Genomic DNA, 25,278 nt, shown 5'->3' on the forward strand with positions numbered 1-25,278 from the left:
CATGAAGTTCGACACCGCCGCGGGCCCGAACCCGATCGACCGCCTCAAGGTCGTCGGCCTGCCCACCGACCGCATCGACGGCAAGTACAAGACCACCGGCACCGCGCCCTACGCGTACGAGCGCCACGACGCGGCCCCCGACGCCGCCTACGGCTACGTGCTGGGCTCCGCCATCGCCAAGGGCCGGGTGCGCAGCATCGACACGGCCTCGGCCCGGCAGGCGCCCGGCGTCATCGGGATCGTCACCACCCTCGACACGCCGCGGATCGAGCGCGGCGTGATGAACGTCGCCTACCTGTTCGGCGGCGACGTGATCCAGCACTACCATCAGGCGATCGCCGTCGTGGTGGCCGAGACCTTCGAGCAGGCCCGGGCAGCCGCCTTCCTGGTGACGGTCGATTACGCCCCCGAGGCCGGTGCGTTCGACCTCGCCGCCGCGGCGAAGACCGCCGAGCCGGTCCCGGCCGACAGCGGCGAGGGCAGCGGCGGCAACGGCGAGGAGCGGACCGGCGACTTCGAGGGCGCCTTCGCGCAGGCCCCCGTGACGCTCGACGCGACCTACACGACGTCCGACGAGAGCCACGCCATGATGGAGCCGCACGCCACGACGGCGGCCTGGGACGGCGACCGGGTCACGCTCTGGACCGCCAACCAGATGATCGGCTGGGGCCACGGCAGCCTCGCCAAGATGCTCGGCCTGCCGAAGGACAAGGTCCGGCTCGACGCGCCCTATGTCGGCGGCGGCTTCGGCGGCAAGCTGTTCGTGCGCGCCGACGCGGTGCTGGCGGCGCTCGCCGCGAAGGCCACCGGGCGACCGGTCAAGGTGGCGCTGACCCGCCCGCTGATCGCCAACAACACCACGCACCGCCCGGCCACGATCCAGCGGGTCCGGATCGGCGCCCAGCGGGACGGCACCATCACGGCGATCGCGCACGAGAGCGTCTCGGGCAACCTGCCGGAGGGCGATCCCGAGACGGCCGTGAACCAGACCAAGTACCTCTACGCGGGGGCGAACCGCCTGACCGCCATGAAGCTCGCCCGGCTCGACCTGCCCGAGGGCAACGCCATGCGCGCCCCCGGCGAGGCCCCGGGCCTCGCGGTGCTGGAGGTCGCCATGGACGAGATGGCCGAGAAGCTCGGCCTCGACCCGGTGGAGTTCCGCATCCGCAACGACACGCAGGTCGTCCCGACCCAGCCGGACCTGCGCTACTCCCACCGCGACCTCGTCGGCTGCCTCAAGCTCGGCGCCGAGCGGTTCGGCTGGGCCAGGCGCAACCCGAAGCCCGGACAGGTCCGGGAGGGGCATTGGCTCGTCGGGCACGGCATGGCGGCGGCGTTCCGCGACAACATGGTGCTGAAGTCGGGCGCCCGGGTGCGGCTCTCCGCCGACGGCACGGTCACGGTCGAGACCGACATGACCGATATCGGCACCGGCAGCTACACGATCATCGCGCAGACCGCCGCCGAGATGATGGGCGTGCCCCTCGACCGGGTCGTGGCGCGGCTCGGCGACTCGGACTTCCCGGTCTCGTCGGGTTCGGGCGGCCAGTTCGGCGCCAACTCGTCGACCGCGGGCGTCTACGCGGCCTGCGTGAAGCTGCGGGAGGCGGTCGCGCAGAAGCTCGGCTTCAACGCCACCGACGCGGTGTTCGAGGAGGGCGAGGTTCGCGCCGGCAACCGCGCCATCCCGCTCGCCCGGGCCGCCGCCGACGGCGAGCTCGTGGCCGAGGACGCGATCGAGTTCGGTGAGTTCTCGAAGACCCAGCAGGTCTCGACCTTCGGCGCCCACTTCGTCGAGGTCGCGGTGGATGCCTATACGGCGGAGGTCCGGGTGCGGCGGATGCTGGCGGTCTGCGCGGCGGGGCGCATCCTCAACCCGAAATCCGCCCGCAGCCAGGTGATCGGCGGGATGGTGATGGGCACCGGAGCGGCCCTGATGGAGGAGCTGGTCGTCGACACCAAGCGCGGCTTCTTCGCCAACCACGACCTCGCCGGCTACGAGGTGCCGGTCCACGCCGACATCCCGCACCAGGAGGTGATCTTCCTCGACGAGGTCGACCCGATGTCCTCGCCCATGAAGGCCAAGGGCGTGGGCGAGCTCGGCATCTCGGGGGTCGGCGCCGCGGTCGCGAACGCGATCTACAACGCCACCGGCATCCGCGTGCGCGACTACCCGATCACCCTCGACAAGCTCCTCGACCGCATGCCGGACGCGGCCTGACCGGGGTGCGGGGACGTCCTGCCGGGCGTCCCCTACGGGTCCACGACGTGGAAGCTGGCCCGGGCCCGCATCACGAGGCGACCGTCCTCGTCGTAGGCGCTGGCGGTGAAGTCGTTCACCCCGGTCTCCTCGCCCTCGTCGTGCAGGAGCGCCGTCAGGGTCCGGCGCAGCAGGTCCCGCAGGGCGACCCGGTCCGAGAGGACCGTGCCCTCGTCGTCCCGGACGGCGACGTGGTCGGCGGTGTCGATGAAGTAGCGCGGCATGGGTGTCTCCAGGATCGGGATGACCGGGACGGGAGCGCCCGCAAGCCTCGCCGGCGGCCGATCAGGGATACAGATCGGGTCGGCGGCCGCACTCATCTGGGTTTGAAAGACCGGGCTCATCGTCCGGGCGCGAAGGCGCGCGGGCTCGAACGGAAGAGGGGCCGCGGATCCCCCGGCCCCTCGCATCATCGTCCCGCGGACGGGATCAGTACTTCCGGATGATCGGCTCCGGCGCCATCGGGACCGGATCCGCCCCGAACCGGTAGGTCAGGCCGGCGTAGATCGAGAGCGGCTGCGCCAGGGTCGTGGTCCGCGGGTCGTTGATCGACAGGTTGCCGGCGACCGCGCCCGTCTCGGCGAAGGTGCCGAACGTGGCGTAGCGGTTGTTGGTCAGGTTGGTGATCAGCCCGAAGATCTCCAAGTTCTTGCTGACCTGATACTTCGTCGTCAGGTTCATCACGTAGTAGGCCGGCAGCTTGCGGTTGAGGTTCGATTCGTCACCCCGGTAGTAGGACGACGAGAACGCCGAGACGTTGAGGCCGAAGCGCCAGTTCGGGGTGATGCTGTACTCGAAGCCCGCCTTGATCTGGTGATCGGGGATCAGCGGGATCTTGTCGCCCGGCCGGACGCGGATGCCGCCGTTCGGGATCACGTCGCCGCCCACGGCGCCGCCGGCCGCGCCGGTGCTCGCCAGCGGGTTGTTGGGCGACGAGAGGGTCGCGTTGAACTGGAAGGTCGCGTCGACCAGGGCGTAGTTGGCGTAGACTAGCAGGTCGGGCGTGACCGCGTACTCGGCGCCGACCTCGATGCCCTGGCGCCGGGTCGCCGGGACGTTGATGTAGTAGGCGCGGGCGGCGTTGCCCGCGACGGCGACCTGGTAGAGGTCGTTGCTCAGGTCGGTGCGGTAGACGCCGGCCTTGTAGGTGAGGGCGCCGCCCGACAGGAAGGCCGGGATCACGCCGCGGAAGCCGGCCTCGTAGGTCCGGCCGGTGACCTGCTTGAGCGGCGGATCGGCCACGAGCGAGTTCGGCAGCAGGCACGGCTGGGTCGGGCTGGAGCAGGACAGCTCCAGCGGGGTCGGGGCGCGGTTCGATTCCGAGTAGCCGCCGTAGAGGTTCAGCGCCGGGTCGAACTGGTAGGTCAGGCCCGCGAGCGGGTTGACCTTGGTGTACTCGTGCACGCCGGTCACGTCCGGCGAGAACCCGGTCTGGTCCCGGGTCTGGATGCGGGCGTAGTTGAGCCGGAAGCCGCCGGTCAGCGACAGCCGGTCGGTCACGTCCAGCGTGTCGGTGGCGTAGAGGCCGAGATACAGGGTCGAGCCGCTGACGTTGCCCGGCGCGAGGCCGATCGCCCCCAGCGTGCGGATGTCCGGCGTGCCGAGGCCCGGGATCGTGCCGTAGTACGGGTTGTTCGGATCGACGGTGATCGACAGGTTCGGGTTGATCACGCCCAGCTGGCTCGCCGACTTGAACGAGAAGTTCGAGGCGTCGACGCTGCCGCCGACCACGAAGGCGTTGTTCAGGCCGAAGATCCGGTCGCGGTTGGCGGCCTGGAGCGAGCCGCCGTAGGATTCGGCCTCCGTCCGGGTCGTGTCGATCGTGCCGTACGGGATGTTCCGGACGAACGGGATCGTCTGGTTGTTCAGGCCGAGGATCGCGAACTGGTTGGCGTAGGCCCGGCGCGCCGCCACCTGGCTGGTGGGCGGCGCGTTCACGTTGAACGCGTCGTCCTGGTAGCAGAGCGAGCCCCGGAAGCTGCTGCGGCTGCTGCAGTTCTCGAAGTTGCCCTGGTTGCCGTCGACGTAGAACTCGCTGAAGCGCCGGTAATAGGCGTTGCCGGCGAGGTCCCAGGTCGGCGAGAGGTCGACCCGGCCGGTCAGCTGGAGCGTGCCCACCTGCGTCGTCTGGGTCTGCGGGTAGGTGAAGATCGCCCGCGGGTCGAGATGGGTGAAGTCCACCGGCGTGGCGGCGGCGGCGCCGTAGAAGCTGCGGGCGGCGAGCCCGATCAGGTGGAACTCCGAATCCTGCGAGCGGTAGCCGAGATCCGCGTAGAGGCGGCCGATCGTGCTCGGGTTCTGGTAGCGCCAGCCGCGGTCGTTCAGGCCGTCGCCGGTGAAGTAGAAGCTCCAGGGACCGGAGATCTTGCCGTACTCGAGGTAGCCGGCGGTGCGCGCGTCCGAGCCGCCCCAGGCCGAGATCTCGGTGCCCTGCCAGGTGAAGCCGTTCTTCATCTGGATGTTGACCGCGCCGCCGATGGCGTTGAGGCCGAAGACCGGGTTGCCGGTGACCACGTCGATGCGCTGGATCGCCTGCGGCGGGATCAGGTCGAAATTGACGACGTCGCCGAAGGCCTCGTTGATGCGCACGCCGTTCTGGTAGACGGCGAGCCCCTGCGGCACGCCCTGCACCGACGAGGCCGTGAAGCCGCGGTAGCTGAGATCGACCCGGTTCGAATTGCCCTGCGAGTCGTTGAGGTTCACCCCGGGCGTGCGCCGCGCCAGCGTGGCGATCACGTTGTCGGAGCCCTGATCGACCTCGATCTGCCGGGCCGTGACGGTCTCGACGGTGCTGGGGATCTTGTTGAGCGGCTGCTCGGAGCCGCGCAGCCGCACCCCGCCGGCCGGGGCCGGCAAGGTCGGCGCGGCCTGGGCGAGCGTATCGAGATTCTGGGCGCCGCTGGAATTGCCGCCGCCCGCACCCACCGGCGACGTCGAGACGACGCTGATCTCGCCGAGGGTGACGGATTGTTGAGCCTGCGCGACACCCGGCAACAGAGCCACGGACGCGATCAAGCTGCCTCGCAGGGCCCGCATATCTTCCCCCAACCTGGATTCGAAGGCACGCGCCGCTTCGCGTCGGCTGCGTGCGCCTCACTGATCTCGGGTCGGGCCGCGACCTCAATTCACATTCTGTTTAATCCCTGCGGGGGACGACTTGCGGGCTCGAATGATCGGGCCTGTGGCGCAAAGACAACAAAAGAGGAAGATAGCGGCAAGTCTTCGGGATTATTATGAAGGACATCGCGGGATAATTGCGCAATCGGGCCGGTCCTCCGGGGCGGCGTCCGAGGCCGCCCACCGGGTCGTCAGGACCGGTCCCGGCTCTCACGGCGGCGGCAGGCGGACGGCGACCTCGTTCCGGCGCAGGAACGGGATCGCGAAGGGCGGGTCGTAGCCCATGACGAAGGGCGCGCCCGCCGGTGCGCGGCCGGCCGCCGCCAGGACGGCGGCGAGGATGCCCGCCTGCGCGGCCCGCGCCTCCGGGGTGAGGCGGCCGGAGAAGCGCAGGGCCGCGACCCGCTCGGCCGGGACCTCGACCAGCCGGACCCCCGGCTCGGTCGGGGCCGGCGCCCCGGCCGCCGCCACCGCGCGGGGCAGGAAGAACCGCATCGTGCCGGTGCCGTCCCGCTCCACCGGGACGGTCATGGCGATGGGCTGGGCGATGCGCTGGCCGCCGCTCTCGACCGGCGCCGTCATGGCGATGCGGTCCCCGGCCCGGTTCGCGCCGGTGATGTAGCGGAACAGCCGCCCGAAGGCGTCGCCGTCGCCCTGGCCGCGCGCGTCGGTCTCGACCGCGAGGCGCGGCGCGTAGGACCGGATCTCGACCCCGCGGTCGAGGCGCTCGACGACCGCGTAGGCGGGCTGCTCGTAGAGCGCCCGCACGCCGAAGATCCCGAGCACCGCCTCCGCCAGGGTGACGAGCGCGTACATGACCCTGTCCATGGGACCTCCGGGGGCGGGCGCGGCGTCTCCCGCGCGCGGAACCTCCCGCGGGAACATGGCGCCGGGACCGCCCGTCGCCGCCCGGCTGCGGCGTCAGGCCTCTGTCAGGTCTCTGTCAGGTCTCTGTCAGGTCTCTGTCAGGTCTCCGCTGGTCCCGGCAGCGCCCCGCCGCGTCAGGGCTGCCCGCCCGGCTGCCCGCCCCTCGGCCGCCTCCGCCGCGCGCCGACGACCTTGCGCAGCACGCGCGAGACCTGGTCGGCGGAGTAGGGCTTGGGCAGCAGCTCGAAGTCGCGGATCCCCTCCTGGGCGAGGGCGTGGCTGTAGCCGGAGGCCAGAACCACCGGCAGGTGCGGCATCCGCTGCCGGAGGAGCCGGGCCAGCGCGATCCCGCCCATGCCGGGCATGACCACGTCGGAGAACACGGCGTCGAAGGCCGCGCCGTCGGCCCCGAGCTGGTCCAGCGCCTCCTCGGCGTTGGTCGCCCAGGTCGTCGCGTAGCCGAGATCCTCCAGGATCTGCGTGGCGAAGCGGCCGACCTCGATGTTGTCCTCCACCACCAGAACCCGCTGCCCCGCGCCGCCGGGGTCGAGGGCGGCGGCCTCCGCGGCGGCGGCGCAGGACGCCTCGGGCTCGACCTGCGGCAGGTAGAGCGTGAAGGTGGCGCCGCGGCCGGGCGCGCTCTCGACCGCGACGTCGCCGCCGGACTGCTTGGCGAAGCCGAAGACCTGGGACAGGCCGAGTCCGGTGCCCTTGCCCACCTCCTTGGTGGTGAAGAACGGCTCGAACACCCGCGCCAGCACGTCCGGCGCGATGCCGGTGCCGGTGTCGACGAGGTCGATCGCCGCGAACGGGCCGGGCGCGCCGGCATGGCCGCGGATCGGCGGCAGCGCCGCGCCGCAGCGCAGGCGCAGGGTCAGCGTTCCGGCGCCGTCCATGGCGTCCCGGGCGTTCACCGCCATGTTGACCAGCGCGGTCTCGAACTGGCTGAGATCGACCCGGATGAAGCAGGGCCGCTCCGGCAGCTCGGTCACGACCGCGATGCGGGCGCCCGTGACCGTGTCGAGGAGGTCGGCCACGCCGCGCAGCCGCGCGCCGACGTCGAGGATCTCGGGCTTCAGCGCCTGTCGCCGCGCGAAGGCGAGGAGCTGGCCGGTGAGCTTCGCCGCGCGGTCCACCGTCTCCGAGACGGCGTTGAGGTAGCGGGACCGGCGCTCCTCCGCCAGGTCCGGCCGGCGGAGGAAGTCGACCGACGAGCGGATGATCGTCAGGAGGTTGTTGAAGTCGTGGGCGACACCGCCGGTGAGCTGGCCCACCGCCTCCAGCTTCTGCGACTGCCGCAGCGCCTCCTCGGCGTGCCGGAGCGCCTCGGCCTGGGCCTTCTCGGCGGTGACGTCGCGGCCGTAGGCGTAGACCTGCGCGCCCTCGACGGAGGTGCGCCACGAGATCAGCCGCAGGGTGCCGTCCCTGTGCCGGTAGCGGTTCTCGAAATCGGTCAGGTCGCGCGCCGCGGCGGCCGCTTCGAGCGCCTCCTGGGTCGCGCCCGCATCCTCGGGCCAGATGAAGTCCAGGAAGCTGCGCCCCACCACCGCGGCGGGCTCGTGCCCCAGGATCGTCTGCCAGGCCGGATTGACCGCGCGGAAGATGCCGTCGGCCCCGACCACGGCCAGCAGGTCGCGCGAGTTGCGCCAGACCCGGTCGTGCTCGGCCGTGCGCTCGGCCACGCGCTGCTCCAGGGTCAGGTTGAAGCGCACGAGCTCGGCCATGAGCCGCTTCTGGTCGTCGATGTCGGTGCTGGTGCCGACCCAGCGGGTGACAGCGCCGTCGGCGCCCAGGACCGGCTGCGCCCGGGCCAGGAACCAGCGATACGCGCCGTCGGCGCGGCGCAGGCGGTACTCGGACTGGTAGTCGGCCCGCGACCGGACGGCCGCCCGCCATTCCTCGTCGACCCGGTCCTGATCGTCGGGATGGATGATCCCCCGCCAGCCCGCGCCGTCGAGGGTGCCGGGCTCCCGGCCCGCGTAGGCGTAGACGCGCGCGTTGAACCAGTTCGCCGCCCCGGCCGCGTCGGTCGCCCAGACGAAGTTCGGCAGCACCTGCGACAGGACCCGGAACTGCGCCTCGCTGGCGCGCAGGGCTTCCTCGGCCTGCTTGCGGGCGGTGATGTCGATCGCCGTGCCGATCACCCGCACGCAGCGCGCGCCCTCGAAGATCCCGCGCCCCTTGGCGGCGACCCAGCGCACGACGCCGTCCTCCTTGCCGACGGTGCGGTACTCCACGTCGTAGACGGCGCGCCGCGCGGGATCGAGGGCGGAGGCGTAGGCCGCGCTCGTGGCCGCCCGGTCCTCGGGATGCAGGCCGGCGTAGTAATCGGCCATCGTGACCGGCACGTCGGCCGAGATGCCGAACATCGCCTTGACCCGCGCGGGCCAGAACAGGGTGTCGGCGACGACGTCGACGTCCCAGAGGCCGATCTCGGCCGCCTCGGTCGCGAGCCGCAGGCGCCGCTCGCTCTCCCGCAGCTGCTCCTCGGTCCGGCGGCGCACCGTGTCGTCGAGATGCAGCCCGTCCCAGACCAGCGTGTCGCCGACGCGGCGGGGGGCCGAGACGATGCGCGTCCAGACGTGGGTGCCGTCCGGCCGGCGCATGGGCGCCGCGACGTCGAAATGCGCGAGGTCGCGGATCGCGGCGGCCTCCGCCTCGGCGACCGCGGCGCGGTATTCCGGCAGGATCAGGTCGTAGGCGACCGCCGGGTCGGCGAGCACGTCCCCGGCCGCCAGGCCGGTCATGCGCTCGAAACCCTGCGACACGTAGAGGAAGCGCCGGTCGGCGCCGTCGGGGGCCATGGCGAGCTGGTAGACGTAGCCGCCCGGGAGGTGGTCGGCGAGGGCCCGGATCCGGGCCTCCGCCTCGCGCAGGCGCGCCTCGGCCTGGACGCGGCCGGTCGTCTCCGTGCAGGCGCAGTGCAGGCCGGCGACCCGGCCCGCCTCGTCGCGCACCGGCGCGTACGAGGCGGTGAACCAGGTCGGCTCGTCGTAGCCGTGCCGGTTCATGGTCAGCGGCATGTTCTCGGACCACGTCGCCGCACCGGCGAGCGCCCGGTCGATCAGGGGGCCGATCTCCGGCCAGATCTCCTTCCAGACGTCGCGGAAGCGCGCGCCGAGCGCCGCGGGATGCCTGTCGCCCAGGATCTCCGCGTAGGCGTCGTTGTAGAGGAAGACGAGGTCGGGCCCGAACGCCACGAACATCGGGAACCGCGATCCCAGGATCAGGCTCAGGGTCGCCCGCAGGCAGGGCGCCCAGCTGTCCGGCGGGCCGAGCGGCGAGCCGGACCAGTCGTGGGCGCGGATCCGGGCGCCCATCGCGCCGCCCTCCGCGAGGAAGGCCGGGGGCGCGGTCCCGACGGTCTCAGGCATCGGACCAGGCGCGTGACTCGGACATGGGGCGAGGAACCGGCGGGACAGGACAGCGCCATCGGTGCCCCAGCGGGCGGGTTCGCGCAACCGCGTCGGCGCGCACGCGCCGCCCGGGACACCGTGCGGGGCCCGCACGCCGTGTGGAGAACGCCCGGGAGAGCCCCAGAGACGCAAGCGGGACGCCCGCGCGACGTCCCCCTCAGGCGCTCCTGTCGCGGCCCGAGATCAGCCGGAGCTGCGCCGGCGGGCGCGCCGCCAGGGCGGCGGCGACCTTGCCCTCGAGTTCCCCGACGCGGAACGGCTTCAGCACGATCGCGTCGGCGCCGACGGCGCCGGCCTCGGTCAGGGCGGTGGTGTCGGCGAAGCCGGTGACGAACAGGACCGGCAGCGCCGGCCAGCGCTTCCGCACCTCCAGGGCCGTCTCGGCCCCGTTCATGCCCGGCATGGCGAAGTCCATCACGACGAGGTCGACGCCCGGATCCGCCTCCAGGGCGGCCAGGGCCTGGAGGCCCGAGGCCGCCTCGCGCACCGCGTAGCCGGCCTCGATCAGGCGGGTCGTCGTCACCTCGCGCACCTCGGCGTCGTCGTCGACCACGAGGAGCCGGGGGCCGCTCCCGGGCGGGTGCGTCCGCGCGGCCTCGGCCGCGGCCGGCAGGCGGGGCACGGCACCCTCGGGCTCCGCGGCCCGGGGCAGGTAGACCTTGATCGAGGTGCCCTCGCCCGCGACCGTGTCGATCCGGATGCCGCCGCCGGACTGCTTGACGAAGCCGTAGACCTGGGCGAGCCCGAGACCCGACCCCTTGCCGACTTCCTTGGTGGTGAAGAACGGCTCGAACACCCGGGCCAGCACGTCCGGCGTCATCCCGGTGCCGGTGTCGCTCACCGCCACCATGACGTAGGCGCCGGGCGCCGGCTGCTCGGGCCGAGTCGGCGCCCCGGTGACGCTGACATTGGCGGTCTCGATGGCGAGCCGGCCGCCCACCGCCATCGCGTCGCGGGCGTTGATGGCGAGGTTCAGGATCACCAGCTCGATCTGGGTGGCGTCGACCAGGGCCGGCCACAGGTCGGGCTGGAGGGTCGTCTCGATCCGGACCGCGCCGCCGATCGAGCTCTGCAGCAGGTCGCGCATCGACGCGACCGTCTGGTTGAGGCTGACCGGCGTCGGCTCCAGGCGCTGGCGCCGGGAGAAGGCGAGCAGCTGCGCGGTGAGCCGGGCGCCGCGCTCGGCGGCCCCGCGCATCATGGCGAGGCGGCGCTTCGAGCGGGTGTCGGACACGACCCTCTCGAGGAACTCGATGTTGCCGGCGATCACCGTCAGCAGGTTGTTGAAGTCGTGCGCGACGCCGCTCGTGAGCTGGCCGACCGCGTCCAGGCGCTGGGCGAGCCGCAGGGCGTCCTCCGCCCGCTCCCGCTCGACGATCTGGGCCTGGAGGGCCTCGTTCGCCGCGGCGAGTTCGCGGGTCCGCTCGGCGATGCGCACCTCCAGCGTCTCGTTGAGCGCTTGCAGGGCGGCCTCGGCCTCGCGCTTGTCGGCGCGGGCCCGCGCCTCGGCCAGCGCCCGGACGATCGTGCGCGGCATGCGGTCGAGGCGCTGCTTGACGACGTAGTCGGTGGCGCCGTTCTTCAGGGCCTCGACCGCGACGTCCTCGCCGAGCGTGCCCGAGCAGAAGATGAACGGCGTGTCGGGGCACTGCGCCCGGGCGATGCCGAGGGCGCTCACGCCGTCGAAGGTCGGCAGGACGTAGTCCGCCAGGATCAGGTCGTGCCGGCCGGCGACCGCCGCGCGGGCGAAGGCGTCGCGGGTCATCACCCGCTCGATCGCGACCGGGTGCCCGAGGGTCTCCAGCTCGGCCTCGATCAGCTCGGCGTCGAGGTCGCTGTCCTCCAGGTGGAGGACCCGCAGCGGCCCCGCGGAAGGTCCGATCACGCGTTCGATGGCCAGCCTCCCCGGTACGGCGGCGGCTCGTTGAGGAGGGCCCAGAACACGCCGATCTCCTTGATCGCCGCGAAGAACTCCTCGAAGGCGACCGGCTTCACCACGAAGGCGTTCACCCCGAGATCGTAGGAGCGCACGAGGTCGGTCTCCTCGCGGGACGAGGTCAGCATCACCACCGGCACCTGGCGGGTGACCGGGTCGCCCTTGATCTTGGCGAGCACCTCCAGGCCGTCGACCTTCGGCAGCTTCAGGTCGAGCAGGACCACCGCGGGGTCCTGGGCCTGCCGCTTCTCGTGCGCGCCCCGCCGGTAGATGAAGTCGAGGGCCTCGGCGCCGTCGCGGCAGATGACGATCTCGTTGGCGAGCTGGCTCGATTCGAGCGCCGCCAGCGTCAGCTCGATGTCGTTCGGGTTGTCCTCGACCAGGAGGATGGGCTTCAGTCCCGCCATCAGTGGGCCTCCTCCCGGATGGGCAGGGTGAAGTAGAAGGTGGCGCCCGCGCCGAGCCTGCCCTCGGCCCAGGTCCGGCCGCCGTGGCGCTCGACGATGCGGCGGACATTGGCGAGGCCGATGCCCGTGCCCTCGAACTCCTCGACCCGGTGCAGCCGCTGGAAGACGCCGAACAGCTTGTCGACGTAGGCCATGTCGAAGCCGGCGCCGTTGTCGCGCACGTAGTAAACCGCCTCGCCCTCCCGGGGCGGGAGGCTGCCCATCGCGATCACCGCCTCCGGGGTGCCGCGGGTGTACTTCACGGCGTTCGACAGCAGGTTCTCGATGACGAGCCGCAGCATCACCGGGTCGGCGTAGGCGCGGCCCAGGGGCGCGATCTCCCAGCGGAGGGTCCGGTCGGGGGTGACGTCGCGCAGGACCTTCCGGCGGACCTCCTCGACCAGGGCGTTCATGTCGCCCCAGACCTTGTTGAGGGCGTGCCGGCCCATCTGCGAGAAGCTCAGGAGGCTGTCGACCAGGGTGCCGGCCGAGAAGGCCGCCTCGATGATCGTCTCCACGTAGTGCCGGCCCTTGTCGGAGAGCTGGGCGCCCTCGCGGGTCTTGAGCAGGTTCGCGTAGCCGACGATGTGGCGGAACGGCGCGCGCAGGTCGTGGCTGACCGAGTACGAGAACGCCTCCAGCTCCTTATTCGAGCGCTGCAGCTCCTCGCTCATGGCGGCGAGCTCCTCGGCCCGGCGGAGCACGATGCCGAGCACCGAGGCGCGCAGGTCCTTGGCGGCCTCCACCTCCGGGTCGGACCAGGGCAGGGAGCGGCCCTGCACGGTCTCCTTCCAGATCTCGAACGACTTGCGCGGGTGCAGCCGGTCCGGGCCGCCCTCCGGGTCGGGCCGGACGGCCTTCACGGGGTTGCCGCCCCACTTCACCGTCCGCACGACCTCGGGCCTGAACCAGAGGATGTAGCTCGCGTACTTCTTCGAGACCGAGATCGCCAGGAGGCCGCTCGCCCGGTCGGCGAAGGCGGCGGCGGCCGGGAACGCCTCCGACAGGGCCTCGGAGACGAAGACCTCCTCGGCATCCTCGCGCTCGGACAGCCACCGATAGAGGGCGCGGACCTCGCGCTCGGTTGGCGTCGCCCCGAGCAGCCGGCAGCGGTCCGCCGTGACCACCGCGGCGCCGGTCGCGTCCACCAGGGCCAGGACGTCGTCGGGGTGGTTGAGCAGGCCGTCGACGAAGCTGTCCTCCTCGGCCATGAACGCGAGGAGGCGCGCCTGCACGGCGCCCAGCGCCAGCCGCTTCTCGGACTGGGCGCCGCGCTCGCGGGCCGAGAGCTGCAGGGCGAAGATCTGGGTGAGCACGTCGCAGGCATTGCGCGCCTGGAGGGGCACGCGCCTGGGCGCGCGGTTGTGGCAGGAGATCAGGCCCCAGAGGGCGCCGTCGACGAGGATCGACACCGACATGGACGCCATCGTGCCCATGTTGCGCATGTACTCGACATGGACCGGCGAGACCGAGCGCAGCACCGACTGGCTGAGGTCCAGCGGCTTGCCGGAAGGCGTGGTGGCCGGCCGGATCGGCACGGGGACGTAGCCGGCATCCGGAATGATGCGCAGCCGGTTCCGGCGGTAGAGCTCGCGCGCCTGGGCCGGGATGTCGGAGGCGGGGAAGCGCAGGTCGAGGTAGGAGGGCAGGACGCCGTTGCCGGCCTCCGCCAGCACCGTGCCGTGCCAGTCGCGGTCGAACCGGTAGACCAGGGCCCGGTCGAGGCCGGTGATCTGGCGGATGTCCTCGGCGACGAACTGGCAGAGGTCCTCGACGGTGCGGGCGGTCTGCAGGCGCTCGACGAAGGCCCGCAGGCGCGGGGTGAGCACGTCGACGCCGATCTCGGCCGCGGCCGCGTCGATCTCCTCCAGCTCCAGCACGACGAGTTCGTCGACCCGGTGGGCCGCAACCTCGTAGGCTTGGCGCCCGCCGGCGGTCTCCAGCGTCACCGTCCGGAGATAGAGGGCGCCGTCCTGGGGCTCCGCCGCCTCCAGGTGGTGGCGGACGACGGCCGCGAGGTCGGGCAGGGCCGCGTCGAGGACGGTGCCGACGGAGGCCGCCGCGGGGGCGTTGGCGCTCGCCTGGACGATGGTGAGGGACCGGGCCTCGAGGCCGAGCAGGAACCCGTGCGGCTGGACGCTGCCGACGATGTGGATGGGCTCGCGATCGCACGCGGTCAGGTCGAGACGCTGGGCCGCGCCGCTTCGAAGGTTCAAGCCGGGATTCGCCCCCTCACCGGGTCGGCCACAAAATTTAACGCCTGTTAACAGCCGGACCGGGCGGCTCCTATAGGCTTAAAGCACTGGTAAGGACGGCGCGCCCCGTCCCCGCGCGCGGTCGCCGTCGGGCTCAGAGGGCCGGAGCCGTTTCATCCGCTCCCCGCGCGCGACGCCAGGTCGCACGGCGGGGCTCCGGCGGTCCCGCGGGGCGCCGAGCCCTCTGAAGGGGTGGCGGACACCCGGAAACCGCCCCGGCGGTCCGCTCGCCGGCGGCGAGGGACGGACGCCGCGCCGTCAGCCGCGACCCAGCGCGTAGAATTCCGGGTTGGGCCGCATGTTGCTGACGTTCGCCAGCCGGTTCGACAGGCCGAAGAAGGCCGCGATGGCGGCGATGTCCCAGGCATCCGCGTCGTCGAAGCCGTGGGCCCTGAGCGCCGCGAACGCGGCCTCCCCGACCTGGTGGGCGGACTGGCTGACCAGCATAGCGAAGTCGAGCATCGCCTTCTGCCGGTCGGTGATGTCGGCCTTGCGGTAGTTGATCGCCACCTGGTCGGCGATCAGCGGATCCTTGGCGCGGATCCGGAGGATCGCCCCGTGGGCGATCACGCAGTACTGGCACTGGTTGATGGCCGAGGTCGCCACCACGATCATCTCGCGCTCGGCCTTGGTCAGGTTGCCCGGCCTGTCCATGAGCGCGTCGTGGTAGGCGAAGAACGCCCGGAACTCGTCCGGACGGTGGGCGAGCACCAGGAACACGTTCGGGATGAAGCCGGACTTCTCCTGCACCGCCTCGATGCGCGCGCGGATGTCGTCCGGCAGCGTCTCCAGGCGGGGGATCGGGAAGCGGCCGATCGGGGCGTCTTCGGCTGGCACGGGGCGCTCCTCGCAGATCGTCGCGGATCGAGCCGGCGCCCGGGGCCGCCGGCCATCCCGGGCAGCCGATAGACCGAACGGTCGCGGCGGCGCAATCGCGCGCGGCCGCCGACGGCGGTGTCTTCTCACAGCCTCGACCTGACGCCTCGACCTGACATGGCCCTCTCGGTCGGCCTCAACTCTGCCCGAAAGCTTCCATTCGGTCCGTCCGAGATTCGGCGGTGCGCGTGCGGGCGCGCCGCGGGGAGGATGGTGTGCCGCGACCGATGACGCCTTCGCCGAAGCGCTCACCGCTCTGGGGCGGCGGATCGAGGCCCGTCTCCCACCGGGACCGACGGTTGCCGAGCCCGCTCCGCGACTGAGCCGGAGGCGTGACCGGATCGTCCGAGACCCGCCCGCCGATCGCTGACCGGCGACGCGCCGGTTCTCACCCCGCCCCGCACCGACGGATCCAACCCGCGAGCCCGACAGCCGTGCGAATCCCATCCACGACCCGCATCCCGCGCCTGACCCTGCTCCTGCCGGTGATCCTGTCGGTGGCTCTGTCGACGGCTCTGTCGTCGGCCCTGCCGCGTCCGGCCCGGGCCGACGACAGCGTCGCGACCCTCGCGACCGGCGGTCTCGTCCTGGAGAAGACGGACCGGATCGCCCTCGTCTCCGAGGACCTCTTCCTGTCCGAGAAGGCGGTGCGGATCGTCTACCGCTTTCGCAACCTGACCGACCGGGACGTCGAGACGACGATCGCGTTCCCGATGCCCGACATCTCCGGGGGTCCCGACGCGATGCTGAGCATCGCCGACCCGAAGCACGACAACTTCCTCCGCTTCACCACCGAGGTCGACGGCCGGCCGGTCGACTCGCAGGTCGAGCAGCGCGCCTTCGTCACGCCGGCCGGCAAGCCGGAGGTCGAGGTGACCGGGCGGCTGCGGAGCCTCGGCATCCCCCTCGTCCCGACGGTCGAGGCGACCGAGGCCGCGCTGGCCGCCCTGGGCGCCGATCAGCGCCGCGGCCTCGTGGCGGACGGCCTCCTGGAGCCCCAGGACATGGGCAAGGGCACGACGAGCCTGTTCCCGGTCTGGACCTTGCGGTCGAAGTTCTGGCGCCGGCAGGTCTTCCCGGCGGGCCGCGACGTCGTCGTCCGGCAGAGCTACGTTCCGGGCGTCGGCGGCCTCTCCAGCCTGTCGTTCGGGACCCCGACCGAGGGCGCCGACGAGAAGGCCGAGTACGCGCGGAAATACTGCACGGACGCGGCCTTCCTGAAGGCGGCCCAGGGGCTCGCCCGCAGGATCGCGGCGGCGGGCGGGCAGGGGGTGCAGGCCTTCGAGCAGTACCTGTCCTACGTGATCACCTCCGGCGGCAACTGGGCCGGGCCGATCGGCACGTTCAAGCTGACCGTGGACAAGGGCGATCCGACGACGCTCGTGTCGTTCTGCGCCACCGGACTCCGCAAGACCGGCCCGACGACCTTCGAGAGCGTCGTGACGGATTACGTGCCTCGGCGCGACATCGACATCCTGATGCTCAAGACCACGACGGGCCGATGAGCGGCGGCGCGCCATCCTGCCCGGATCCGGAAGGCCCGACGGCCGATCGCGTCCAGACCGCCACAGGAGGGATATCCGTGCGTAGCCAAGCCCGTCCGGCGCGCCTGAGCCCGCGATCGTTCCCCCGATCGATCCTCCGATCCGGCCTCGTCGGCGCAGTCTGTGCGCTCGGCACCGTCGGCGCCCGGGCGGCGCCGGATTGCGCCGGGATTCGGGACAGGGTCGAGACGCTGATCTGTGCCGACCCCGCCCTGACGCGGCTGGACGAGGAACTCAGGCGCCTGTTCGACCGGATCGTGGGCGAGACGCGCGGGGTCGACGGCGAGACCGGCCAGGCGATCGACACCTTCGGCGAGGACCACGCGCGCTGGCGCGCGCGGGTCCGCGATGCCTGCCCGGACACGGCCTGCCTGACGCGGGCCTACACCGCGCGGATCGCGCAGGTCCGGCGCGACTGGAGCCGGGCGCTGCCGGACACGCCGGCGCTGCGCCACGTGGTCAACGCCCGTTTCGGCTTCTCCGTCGACGTGCCCGCCGACCTCGTCGCGGAGCCGCCGCCGGACAACGGCGACGGGCAGGCCTTCCGCTCGGCCGACGGCCACCTGCACCTGACGGTGTCGGGCCTGAACGACGTGCTCGACCAGGATCTCGACGCCGTCGTGGCCGCGGACCGGAAGACCTGCCTGCGGCAGCCGCCGGAATACGCGGCGCGCAAGCCCGGCTGGATCGTGCTCTCCTGCACGACGGCGGCCGGGATCCTGTATCGGAAGACCCTGCTGGCGGGCGGCCGCGGCGGCGCCTTCGTCACCCTGCGCGTCCGCTACCCCGCGGCCGAGCAGGCGCGCTGGCAGGCGGCCGTCACCGCGGCCGCGACCTCGCTGCGGCTGACGGAACCGGGCCGGAGCGCCCGCTGACGGGGGCCCGGGTCCCGGACGCCCCCGGTCACCGCGAGAAGGTCGTGGCCGTCTGCGCGGTCGACACCATCATGTTGTAGTCGTTCACGATCCAGGTCACGTCGCGCCCGGCGCCGCGCCGGGCGTCGCCCCTGGCCTTGGCGAGCTTGTCGTCGAACTCGCGCAGCTTGCCCAGGAGCGCGCGCGGCCGGCTCTCGAACACGTGGAAGGAGTTCGGGTTGGCGGCGCTGTACCCGTCCATGTCCTTCACGGCGACGGCGTAGCGCCCGAGCGCGGCGTCGAAGGCCGCCATGTCGACGACCGGCTTGGCGTCGGTGGGCAGCAGGTCCATGACCTTGCGGCAGGCGGTCATCACGTTCGCGACGTGCCAGCGCGCCTTGCGGCCCTCCCGCGCCTCGATGGCGGCGAGTTCCAGCGCGTCGCTCTTCTCCTTCTCGACCCGCAGCGCGGCGTCGACCTTGGCGCGCGCCGCCAGGAAGGCCGGCCCCGCGACGGCGAGCTTGGCGTGGAGCGCCTTGCCCTGCTCCATCTTGTCCGCGCGGTAATCCTGCCGCTCGTAGTAGCCCTCCGCCTCGGTGACCGTCGGGGCGAGCGCCTGATAGGCGGCGATGTAGGTCTTCACGGCGCCGTCGAGGTCCGGCATCGCGGGCGGCTGCGCCGTCGCGGCCTCCGCCTTCGCGATCTCGCCGCGCACGTCGTAGAGCCCGTAGAGGCCGTAGATGATCCGCTCGCGGCCGGTCGGACCGGTCTTCATGTTGACCCAGCTCTGATAGCGGCCGAGCGATTCCTGCGCCCGCAGGGTCCGGTTGAGGAGCCCGACATAGGCGTTGAGCTTGCGGATCGTCTCCTGAGCCGGATCGCTCTCGGGCTTGGTCGCCGGCCCCGCCGGTGCCGGGGCGGGGGCCTGCGCGGGGGCCTGCGCACGGGCCGGGGCGGCGGCGAGCAGCGCCGTCAGCATCAACCAAGTCGTCGTTCTCAGGCTCGTCGCTCTCATGGGCGCTGGGGATCCTCCGGATGGTTCTGCCCCTGTAGCCGGCGTTCCGCGCGAAGACCAGACGCGGGATCGGGTCGATCGCGCCCAATAGATCTCTCGGGATCGACAGCGGCGCGTCTATCGGGGCGTTCGACGATCACATCCCCGATCATCGTCACGGGGACGATGATCTCGCGGGGCGTCGGAGTGCGAGGCCGGGAAGTCCATCGCGGGTGCCCGGAGCGTCTTCCCGGGCCTGCGGCGCGATCCGCCTCGTCCCGCGGCGGCGGATCGGGTAGAGGATCGGCCGATGCTCGACGGCCATCCCCGCATCCTGGCTGACCTGCGCGCCCGGCTGGCCGAGCCGCACCGGGTCTATCACGGCCAGGCGCATATCGACGCGCTGCTGGAGGCGTTCCGCGCCCGCCGCGGGACGGTCCGGGATCCCGACGCGGTGGAACTGGCGATCTGGTTCCACGACGCCGTCTACCGGCCGGGCGCCGCGGACAACGAGCGCCGCAGCGCCGCGCTCCTGCGGGCGCTGCCGGAGGGCGCGGTCCCGGCGCCCACGCTGGCGGCGGCCGAGACGATGATCCTGGCGACCGAGCGGCACGCCGTCCCGGACGGTCTCCCGGCCGCGCTCGCCGCGGACGTCGCGCTCTTCCTCGACCTGGACATGGCGATCCTGGGGGCGGCGCCCGCCGCCTACGACGGCTACGCCGCCGGCGTGGCGCGGGAATTCGTCCCGGTCGTGGGCGCGGCCGCCTACCGGCAGGGGCGCGCGGCCTTCCTGCGGGGGGCCCTCGCATCCGGCCGGCCGCTGTTCGTCACCGTCCGGGCCCGGGCGGAGCTGGAGGGGCCGGCGCGGTCGAACATGCGGCGGGAGCTCGCGGCGCTGGGCCGGTGAGCCGCGGCGGCGCGGGACTAGGTCACGGGTCAATGAGGTGCGGCACGAACCGGGCCCGGTCGGTCGTGATGAGGCCGTCCGACTCGCGCAGGCACAGGCCGGCGGGCCGGTCGCCGACCATCCAGCTGCCGACCAGCGCGCGGCGGCCCGCGAAATCGGGCAGCTCCGCCAGGGCCTGCCGCACGTAGCCCTCGCCGCCGTAGGGCCCCTCGTCGCGCGCCGCGACGGCGCCGTCGCGCACGATCAGCACGTTGGCGCCCTCGCGCCCGTAGAGGGGCTTCTTCACGAAGCTCCGGCCCAGCGCGGCCTTGGCGGGGTCCTCCTCGAAATAGGTCGGCAGCAGGTTGGGATGGCCCGGCGCCATCGCCCAGAGATGGGCCAGCAGCCCCTTGTTGGAGAGCACCGCCTTCCAGGGCGGCTCCAGGAACCGGGTCGTGGCCGCGCCGACCGCGCGGCCGAACGGGTCGGCGAACATCCACTCCCACGGGTAGAGCTTGAACAGGCAGCCGATCGGGGCGCCGGCCGCGTCCACGAAGCGCCCGTCCGCGTCGAGCCCGATCGCCTCGACCGGCAGGAAGGGGGCGGGGCGGCCGGCCTGGAGCGCGCAGTCCTGGAGATAGGCCAGCGTGCCGCGATCCTCCGGCGCGTCGGGGAAGCCCGCGAAGGCGACGCCCTCCGGGGGCGCCACGGCGGCGAGGCGCGCCACCAGCGCCTCGTGCAGGGTGTTGAACTGATCGGCGCCGGCGGGGAGGCGCCCCCGCGCCAGCCCGTCCTCCAGCCACAGCCACTGGAAGACCGCGCTCTCGTAGAGCGCTGTCGGCGTGTCGGCGTTGTACTCGAGGAGCTTGGCCGGCCCGTCGCCCCCGTAGCTGAAGTCGAAGCGCCCGTAGAGGCTGGGATCGCGCCGGTCCCAGCTCACCCGGATCGCGTCCCAGGCGTGCTCGGGGATCCGCAGCGAGGCGAGGATCGCCGCGTCCCGGACCGCCCGGTCCACGAAGGCGAGGCAGAGCTCGTGCAGCGCGGCGCTCGGCGCCTCGATGGCGTCCTCAATCTCCGCGAGGCTGAAGGCGTAGTAGGCGCTCTCGTCCCAGTAGGGGGCGCCGTCGAACGTGTGGAAGGTGAAGCCGGCCCGCGCGGCGTGCTGGCGCCAGTCGGGCCGCTCCGGGACCGGCACGCGGCGCATCAGCCGCCCCCGGATCCGCCCCCGAACCCGCCGGCGCGGCCGCTCGAGCCTCCGGAGAACGCCGTCGCACGCCCGGTGCCGCCGAAGCCGCCGCGGCTGATCGTGCGCGGGGTCGCGCTCGTGGTGCGGGCGACCGAGGCGGGGACGTGGACCCGCGAGGCGCCGCCCGCGTAGGCGACCCGCCCGCCCGCACCGGTGCAGTAGCCGCCGCCGTGCCCGGCCGTCGCGGCCCCGGCCTCGTCGCGCTCCTCCTCGGGCGCGTGCGGGTAGAGCGGCTGGACCGGCAGGTCCTGCGCGTCCGTGCGCCCCATCATGAAGGCGGCCATCACCGGCAGGTAGCGGCCGCGCGCGGCCTCCGTGACCTGCGCGCCCGGGGTGCAGCCGCCGGTCCCGTGGTGGCGCTGGCAATCGGCCTCGGTCTCGTAGCGCGGCGCCGTCGCCGCGTAGGTCTCCTGCGCGCTCTTGTAGGCGGCGATGCAGGCCTCGGCGCCGCGCAACTGCTGGGCGATGCAGGCGCCGAGCGTCCCGTAGACGAGCGCCTCCTCCTCGCGCTGGGACGGATCGAGGCCGCCGAGCGTCAGGGCGGCCGCGCCGGCGCCCGCGACCAGGACCAGCGACACGGCGGCCGAGCGCTTGGAGCGGCGGGTGGCGGCGAAGCCGGTCCCGGGCCCGCCGGCGGCGGCGTCACCGGAAGCGGCGGGAGGTGGCGCGGTCTCCGTCACCGGCCCCTCAATAGGTCATCGAGGCGGCGTTCACGACGCCGCCCGCCAGCGAGGCCGCGCCGAGGAGGATCGCGGCGGCGGCGCGGTCCTCCTCGATGCGCCGCGACAGGTCCGGCACCGCGAGGCGCACGAGCCAGTAGATCGCGATCTGGATCACCAGGGCGATCAGCCCCCAGATCAGGCAGTCGAGCAGCGACCGCGCGTTGTAGATCGCCACCGCCAGCGGCAGGGTGAAGCCGACCAGGCTCCCGCCCAGCGCGACGGCGGCCGCCGTCACGTCCCGGCGGATCAGCGCGAGCTCGTTGTGCGCGGTGGCGAGGGTGTAGATCAGCAGATAGAGGCCGATCAGCCCGGTCGCGGTGCCGAGATAGAGCAGGAAATCGGGCAGTCCGGAGACGAGGGTCACGCAAGACCCGCCGTCTCGCCGGTTCCGATCGTCGCGAGCATCGCGGCCGGACAGGTCTCCCGGTCGAATCGCCCGACACGCGAAGCGGATATCGGGGCTGATTGCTGCGCGCGGGACCGATTCACACGCGCGAATCCACGCAATTTCCCGCGCGGTGTCAAGCTTGTCGGGGATTTCAGGGGGTTAGACTGGCGGCAATACGCGCAGGACCCGCCTCGAAGGGCCCGCCTCGGAGGACCGGCCGCTACCAGACCAGCCGCTCGATCACCGCGTCCGGATGCACCGCCTGCCGGCCGAGCCATTCCGCCACGTCGCCCAGGCGGTGATGCGCGGCCGTGACGCCGAGTTCCTCCGCGTGGATGCCGCGGGCCACCAGCAGGCTGGCGATGCCGACGCCGCGGGCGCCGGCGATGTCGGTGCGGATCGCGTCGCCGATCGCCAGGACCCGCGCCGGGTCCACCGAGGCCCCGGTGAGCGCTGCCCCCTTGGCGAGCGCCGCCTCGTAGACCGGGCGGTGGGGCTTGCCGGCGTAGACCACGGGGCCGCCGATCTCCGCGTAGGCCGCCGCGAGCAGGCCCGCGCAGGGGATCAGGCGGTTGCCGCTCTCCACGACGAGGTCCGGATTGGCGCAGATCATGGTCAGCCCGCGGGCGGCGAGGCGCTCCAGCTCCGGCCGGTAATCGTCCGGGGTCTCGCTGCGGTCGTCGAACAGGCCGGTGCAGACGACGAGGTCGGCCTCCGCCTCCGGGACGAGGCTGAGGTCGAGCCCCTGGAAGATGCCGAGGTCGCGCTCCGGCCCGAGATGCCGGATCCGGGCACCCGGGCGCGCGGCGATCAGGTCGTGGGTGAGGTCGCCCGAGGTCAGGATCGCGTCGTAGGCCTCCCGCGGCACGCCGAACCGGTCGAGGATGCGGCCGACGCCGTCGCCGGGCCGGGGCGCGTTCGAGACGAGGACGACCCGGCGCGGCCGCGCGCCCGGGAGGCCGCGGAAGCGGATCAGCGCCTCGCCGGCGGCCGTGTGGGCCGTCTGGCCGTCGTGCAGCACGCCCCAGACGTCGCAGAGGATCAGGTCGTACCGGTCGGCGACCTCGGCGAGGCCCTGGAGGGTCGGGATCGGCGCGGGGGTGGTGCTCATGGGAGGTCCTGGGGAGGTCCTGGATGCAAAAGGTCCGGGACCTTTTGTGGGAGCAGGGCAGCGCCCTGCGATACAGCAGGGCCGCGTCCTGACAACCCGCCAGAGCGCGCGGCCCTCCGGAAACCCCTTACGGGCGCCCCGCCGGTCCCAGCCGGTGCTCGGCGAAGAAATCGAGCATCGCCCGGGACGCGTCGGGCCCCTCGGGATCCGTATAGCTGCCGTCGGGGCGGCCCCCGGACCAGGCGTGGCCGGCGCCGCGCACCCGCCAATCCTCGACCACGACCCGGCCCGCCTCGTCCCGGTAGCGGGTGCGGGTGAAGGGGTGGCCGCGGCCCTCGAAGGTCTCCGACCGCGGCGTCAGCCCGGCGACCTTGGCCTGGGCCAGCACCTGGTCGGCGTTGCGCACGCTCACCGTGCCGTCGTCCTCGCCGTGGAAGATGATCGTCGGGACGCGGGTGGCGGGCGCCGGGGTGCCGAAGGCGGTCGGGGCGCCGAGGCCCGGGGCGCCGACCTGCATGGCCATCAGCGCCGAGCCGAGGTCCCGGGCGCAGCCGGCCGCGAGGCCCGAATGCACGCCGACGGCGGCGTAGAGATCCGGGTAGGCGCGGGCGATGTTGAGGGCGGCGGCGCCGCCGGCCGACAGGCCGGCGATGTAGACCCGGGCCGGGTCGATCGGGTGCTCCGCCATGATCGCGCGGGTGAGGCCCGCGATGATCGCCGGCTCGCCCGCGCCGCGGCCCTGGTCCCGGGGCTCGTACCAGTTCCAGCAGCGCTGGGCGTGGGCCTGGCGGCTCTGGGCCGGGTAGGCCACGAACACGCCGGCGCGCTCGGCGAGGGTGTTCATGCCGGTGCCGGCGGCGAAATCGTCCGGGTTCTGCGTGCAGCCGTGCAGCATCACGATCAGCGGCGCCGCCCGGTCCGGGTGGCTCGGGATGAACAGCTTGTACTCGCGGGTGCCGGCGGGCTCGGCATGGGTCAGGGACACGAAGCGGCCCCCGGTCCCGCCCGCCCGGTCGGCGGGCGGCGGGGCCGGCGACCGGAGCGGGTTGCCGAGCCCCTTCAGCACCGGCGCGAGCCCGCGCACGACCTGCCCCACCACCTCGCGCATCCGCGTCCCGGACTCCGCCGCGGGACTGCGCGTCTCGGCGGCCGGCGCGTCGCGGCGCGCGGGAGGCTGCGGCGCGGCCGACGGATCGGCGGGCGGAGCCTTCTGCCCCCCGAGGCTGCGCTGGATGAGGGCGGTCGCCTCCTCAAGCCGGCCGAGGCCGGTCAGGCGAGTGGCCTCGATCATGTCGGCGAAGGGTGACGGGCCGGTCTTGTCGTCGCGCTGTCCGTCGCGACTGCCGAAATCCTCGGTCATGCGTGCGCGCCTCACTGCCTCAGCATCTCCGTCACGGCCGGATCCGGCGCGCCCGTGCCTCCCCCGAGGGAACGCACCGGCACCGCGCGGGCCAGCCTCCGTCACCCCGCGAGAGGCTCCGTCGACGGCGTTTTGTGCATTGCAATAAACGCCCCTGTGCGATGCGGCAACAGCCGGCGGCGCGCGGCAGGCGTGCGGATCGGAGAGCGGGACGGACCGGCGATCAGGCCGGATCGTCCGCCCCGATATACTCGGCCCAGATCGCGGCAGGACCGAGGCTCGCGCGGAAGCTGTCGTGCCGGGCGCGCTCTGCATCCGTGAGGCGAGACCGGTAGGGGCGGGGCGCCGCCGGAGCCGCCGACGCCAGGGCCGCCGAGCCGGCCACCGGGGCGGCTGTCGTGGCCTCCAGGAGGCCGAGGCTGGTCTGCTTGCCGCCGAGCAGCTCGACGTAGACCTCGGCCAGGATCTGCGCGTCGAGGAGCGCCCCGTGCTTGGTGCGCCGGGTGTTGTCGATGCTGTAGCGGCTGCAGAGGGCGTCGAGGTTGTTGGCCGCGCCCGGGTGCTTGCGCCGGGCCATCGGCAGGGTGTCGACGACGTCCTCCAGCTGGATCGGCGGCGGGGCGTTCGCGCCGAGCCGGGCGTATTCCATGTTGAGGAAGCCGACGTCGAAGGGCGCGTTGTGGATCACGAGCCGCCCGTCGGCCAGGAAGGCCAGCAACTCGCCGACGATCTCGGCGAAGAGCGGCTTGTCGGCGAGGAACGCGTCGGACAGGCCGTGGACGTTGAAGGCGCCCTCGGAGACCGGCCGCTGCGGGTTGCAGTAGCGGTGGAAGGTCCGGCCGGTGGGGATGTGGTTGAGGAGCTCCACCGCGCCGATCTCGATCAGCCGGTCGCCTCCCTTCGCCTCCGTGCCGGTGGTCTCGGTGTCGAGGACGATCTCGCGCAGCATGGGTCTCGCGACTCGCGGGGGGGGTGGGGGCGGACCCTAGCGGGATAAGCC

At 72.9% G+C, this 25,278-nt stretch carries 19 protein-coding genes; 4 read left to right on the forward strand and 15 right to left on the reverse strand.

Going from position 1 to position 25,278, the window contains the following annotated elements:
- The first annotated feature begins 1 nt into the window (after position 1).
- Entirely contained in the window at positions 2 to 2,221 is a 2,220-nt protein-coding gene (paoC, locus tag ABIC30_RS21635) for an aldehyde oxidoreductase molybdenum-binding subunit PaoC (RefSeq protein WP_020094080.1), read from the forward strand.
- Positions 2,222 to 2,253: 32 nt separating this feature from the next.
- Here the strand turns inward: paoC and ABIC30_RS21640 are convergent, their stop codons facing one another.
- The 8 genes from ABIC30_RS21640 to ABIC30_RS21675 form a co-directional block, all read right to left on the reverse strand.
- Positions 2,254 to 2,484 (reverse strand): DUF6894 family protein, encoded by a 231-nt coding sequence (locus tag ABIC30_RS21640; RefSeq protein ID WP_091680910.1) that lies wholly within the window; start codon positions 2,482 to 2,484, stop codon positions 2,254 to 2,256.
- A gap of 205 nt (positions 2,485 to 2,689) precedes the next feature.
- Entirely contained in the window at positions 2,690 to 5,296 is a 2,607-nt protein-coding gene (locus ABIC30_RS21645) for a TonB-dependent receptor (protein WP_042672263.1), read from the reverse strand.
- Between the two features lie 291 nt (positions 5,297 to 5,587).
- The gene (locus tag ABIC30_RS21650; RefSeq protein WP_091680914.1) at positions 5,588 to 6,205 is read right to left on the reverse strand and encodes an SOUL family heme-binding protein; all 618 of its coding nucleotides are present in this window, start codon (positions 6,203 to 6,205) and stop codon (positions 5,588 to 5,590) included.
- Positions 6,206 to 6,378: 173 nt separating this feature from the next.
- Positions 6,379 to 9,618 (reverse strand): PAS domain-containing protein, encoded by a 3,240-nt coding sequence (locus tag ABIC30_RS21655; protein ID WP_020094076.1) that lies wholly within the window; start codon positions 9,616 to 9,618, stop codon positions 6,379 to 6,381.
- Between the two features lie 199 nt (positions 9,619 to 9,817).
- Positions 9,818 to 11,545 carry a hybrid sensor histidine kinase/response regulator gene (locus ABIC30_RS21660; protein ID WP_020094075.1) on the reverse strand — a complete coding sequence of 576 codons (1,728 nt, stop codon included), beginning with the start codon at positions 11,543 to 11,545 and terminating at the stop codon, positions 9,818 to 9,820.
- Positions 11,542 to 12,003 carry a response regulator gene (locus tag ABIC30_RS21665; RefSeq protein WP_020094074.1) on the reverse strand — a complete coding sequence of 154 codons (462 nt, stop codon included), beginning with the start codon at positions 12,001 to 12,003 and terminating at the stop codon, positions 11,542 to 11,544. Before ABIC30_RS21665 ends, ABIC30_RS21660 begins: the two co-directional genes overlap by 4 nt.
- Entirely contained in the window at positions 12,003 to 14,258 is a 2,256-nt protein-coding gene (locus ABIC30_RS21670) for an ATP-binding protein (protein ID WP_020094073.1), read from the reverse strand. The genes ABIC30_RS21665 and ABIC30_RS21670 overlap by 1 nt, the downstream gene beginning before the upstream one ends.
- 297 nt (positions 14,259 to 14,555) lie before the next feature.
- A complete protein-coding gene (locus ABIC30_RS21675; RefSeq protein WP_020094072.1) occupies positions 14,556 to 15,134 on the reverse strand; it encodes a peroxidase-related enzyme in 579 nt (192 codons plus the stop codon).
- Between the two features lie 473 nt (positions 15,135 to 15,607).
- Between ABIC30_RS21675 and ABIC30_RS21680 the strand changes: the two genes are divergently transcribed.
- Together ABIC30_RS21680 and ABIC30_RS21685 are read left to right on the forward strand one after the other, a co-directional pair.
- Positions 15,608 to 16,678, forward strand: a complete 1,071-nt coding sequence (locus ABIC30_RS21680) for a DUF4424 domain-containing protein (protein ID WP_234081603.1) — start codon at positions 15,608 to 15,610, stop codon at positions 16,676 to 16,678.
- Between the two features lie 77 nt (positions 16,679 to 16,755).
- Complete coding sequence (locus ABIC30_RS21685) at positions 16,756 to 17,592, forward strand: lysozyme inhibitor LprI family protein (protein ID WP_091926943.1); 837 nt, start codon at positions 16,756 to 16,758, stop codon at positions 17,590 to 17,592.
- Between the two features lie 28 nt (positions 17,593 to 17,620).
- On the opposite strand, the gene ABIC30_RS21690 is transcribed toward ABIC30_RS21685, so the two are convergent.
- Positions 17,621 to 18,586: a YiiG family protein gene (locus ABIC30_RS21690; RefSeq protein WP_056533607.1), complete on the reverse strand. Its 966-nt coding sequence runs from the start codon at positions 18,584 to 18,586 to the stop codon at positions 17,621 to 17,623.
- Positions 18,587 to 18,875: 289 nt separating this feature from the next.
- On the opposite strand from ABIC30_RS21690, the gene ABIC30_RS21695 reads away from it, so the two are divergent.
- Complete coding sequence (locus tag ABIC30_RS21695; RefSeq protein ID WP_091978935.1) at positions 18,876 to 19,472, forward strand: HD domain-containing protein; 597 nt, start codon at positions 18,876 to 18,878, stop codon at positions 19,470 to 19,472.
- A gap of 22 nt (positions 19,473 to 19,494) precedes the next feature.
- On the opposite strand, the gene ABIC30_RS21700 is transcribed toward ABIC30_RS21695, so the two are convergent.
- From ABIC30_RS21700 to dnaQ, 6 genes are all read right to left on the reverse strand, one after another.
- Entirely contained in the window at positions 19,495 to 20,655 is a 1,161-nt protein-coding gene (locus ABIC30_RS21700) for a glutathionylspermidine synthase family protein (protein ID WP_234081604.1), read from the reverse strand.
- Positions 20,655 to 21,377, reverse strand: coding sequence for a DUF1190 domain-containing protein (locus ABIC30_RS21705; RefSeq protein WP_091680928.1), 723 nt, complete (start codon positions 21,375 to 21,377; stop codon positions 20,655 to 20,657). Before ABIC30_RS21705 ends, ABIC30_RS21700 begins: the two co-directional genes overlap by 1 nt.
- 7 nt (positions 21,378 to 21,384) lie before the next feature.
- On the reverse strand, positions 21,385 to 21,783 hold the full coding sequence (locus ABIC30_RS21710; RefSeq protein WP_020094066.1) for a DUF350 domain-containing protein: 399 nt from the start codon (positions 21,781 to 21,783) through the stop codon (positions 21,385 to 21,387).
- Between the two features lie 244 nt (positions 21,784 to 22,027).
- Positions 22,028 to 22,918 (reverse strand): TIGR01459 family HAD-type hydrolase, encoded by an 891-nt coding sequence (locus ABIC30_RS21715; protein ID WP_234081605.1) that lies wholly within the window; start codon positions 22,916 to 22,918, stop codon positions 22,028 to 22,030.
- Positions 22,919 to 23,045: 127 nt separating this feature from the next.
- Complete coding sequence (locus tag ABIC30_RS21720; protein WP_020094064.1) at positions 23,046 to 24,278, reverse strand: extracellular catalytic domain type 1 short-chain-length polyhydroxyalkanoate depolymerase; 1,233 nt, start codon at positions 24,276 to 24,278, stop codon at positions 23,046 to 23,048.
- Between the two features lie 223 nt (positions 24,279 to 24,501).
- Positions 24,502 to 25,227 (reverse strand): DNA polymerase III subunit epsilon, encoded by a 726-nt coding sequence (dnaQ, locus tag ABIC30_RS21725; RefSeq protein WP_020094063.1) that lies wholly within the window; start codon positions 25,225 to 25,227, stop codon positions 24,502 to 24,504.
- Positions 25,228 to 25,278: the final 51 nt, after the last annotated feature.

The sequence above is a fragment of the Methylobacterium sp. 1030 genome (assembly GCF_040544715.1).
GTDB lineage: Bacteria > Pseudomonadota > Alphaproteobacteria > Rhizobiales > Beijerinckiaceae > Methylobacterium.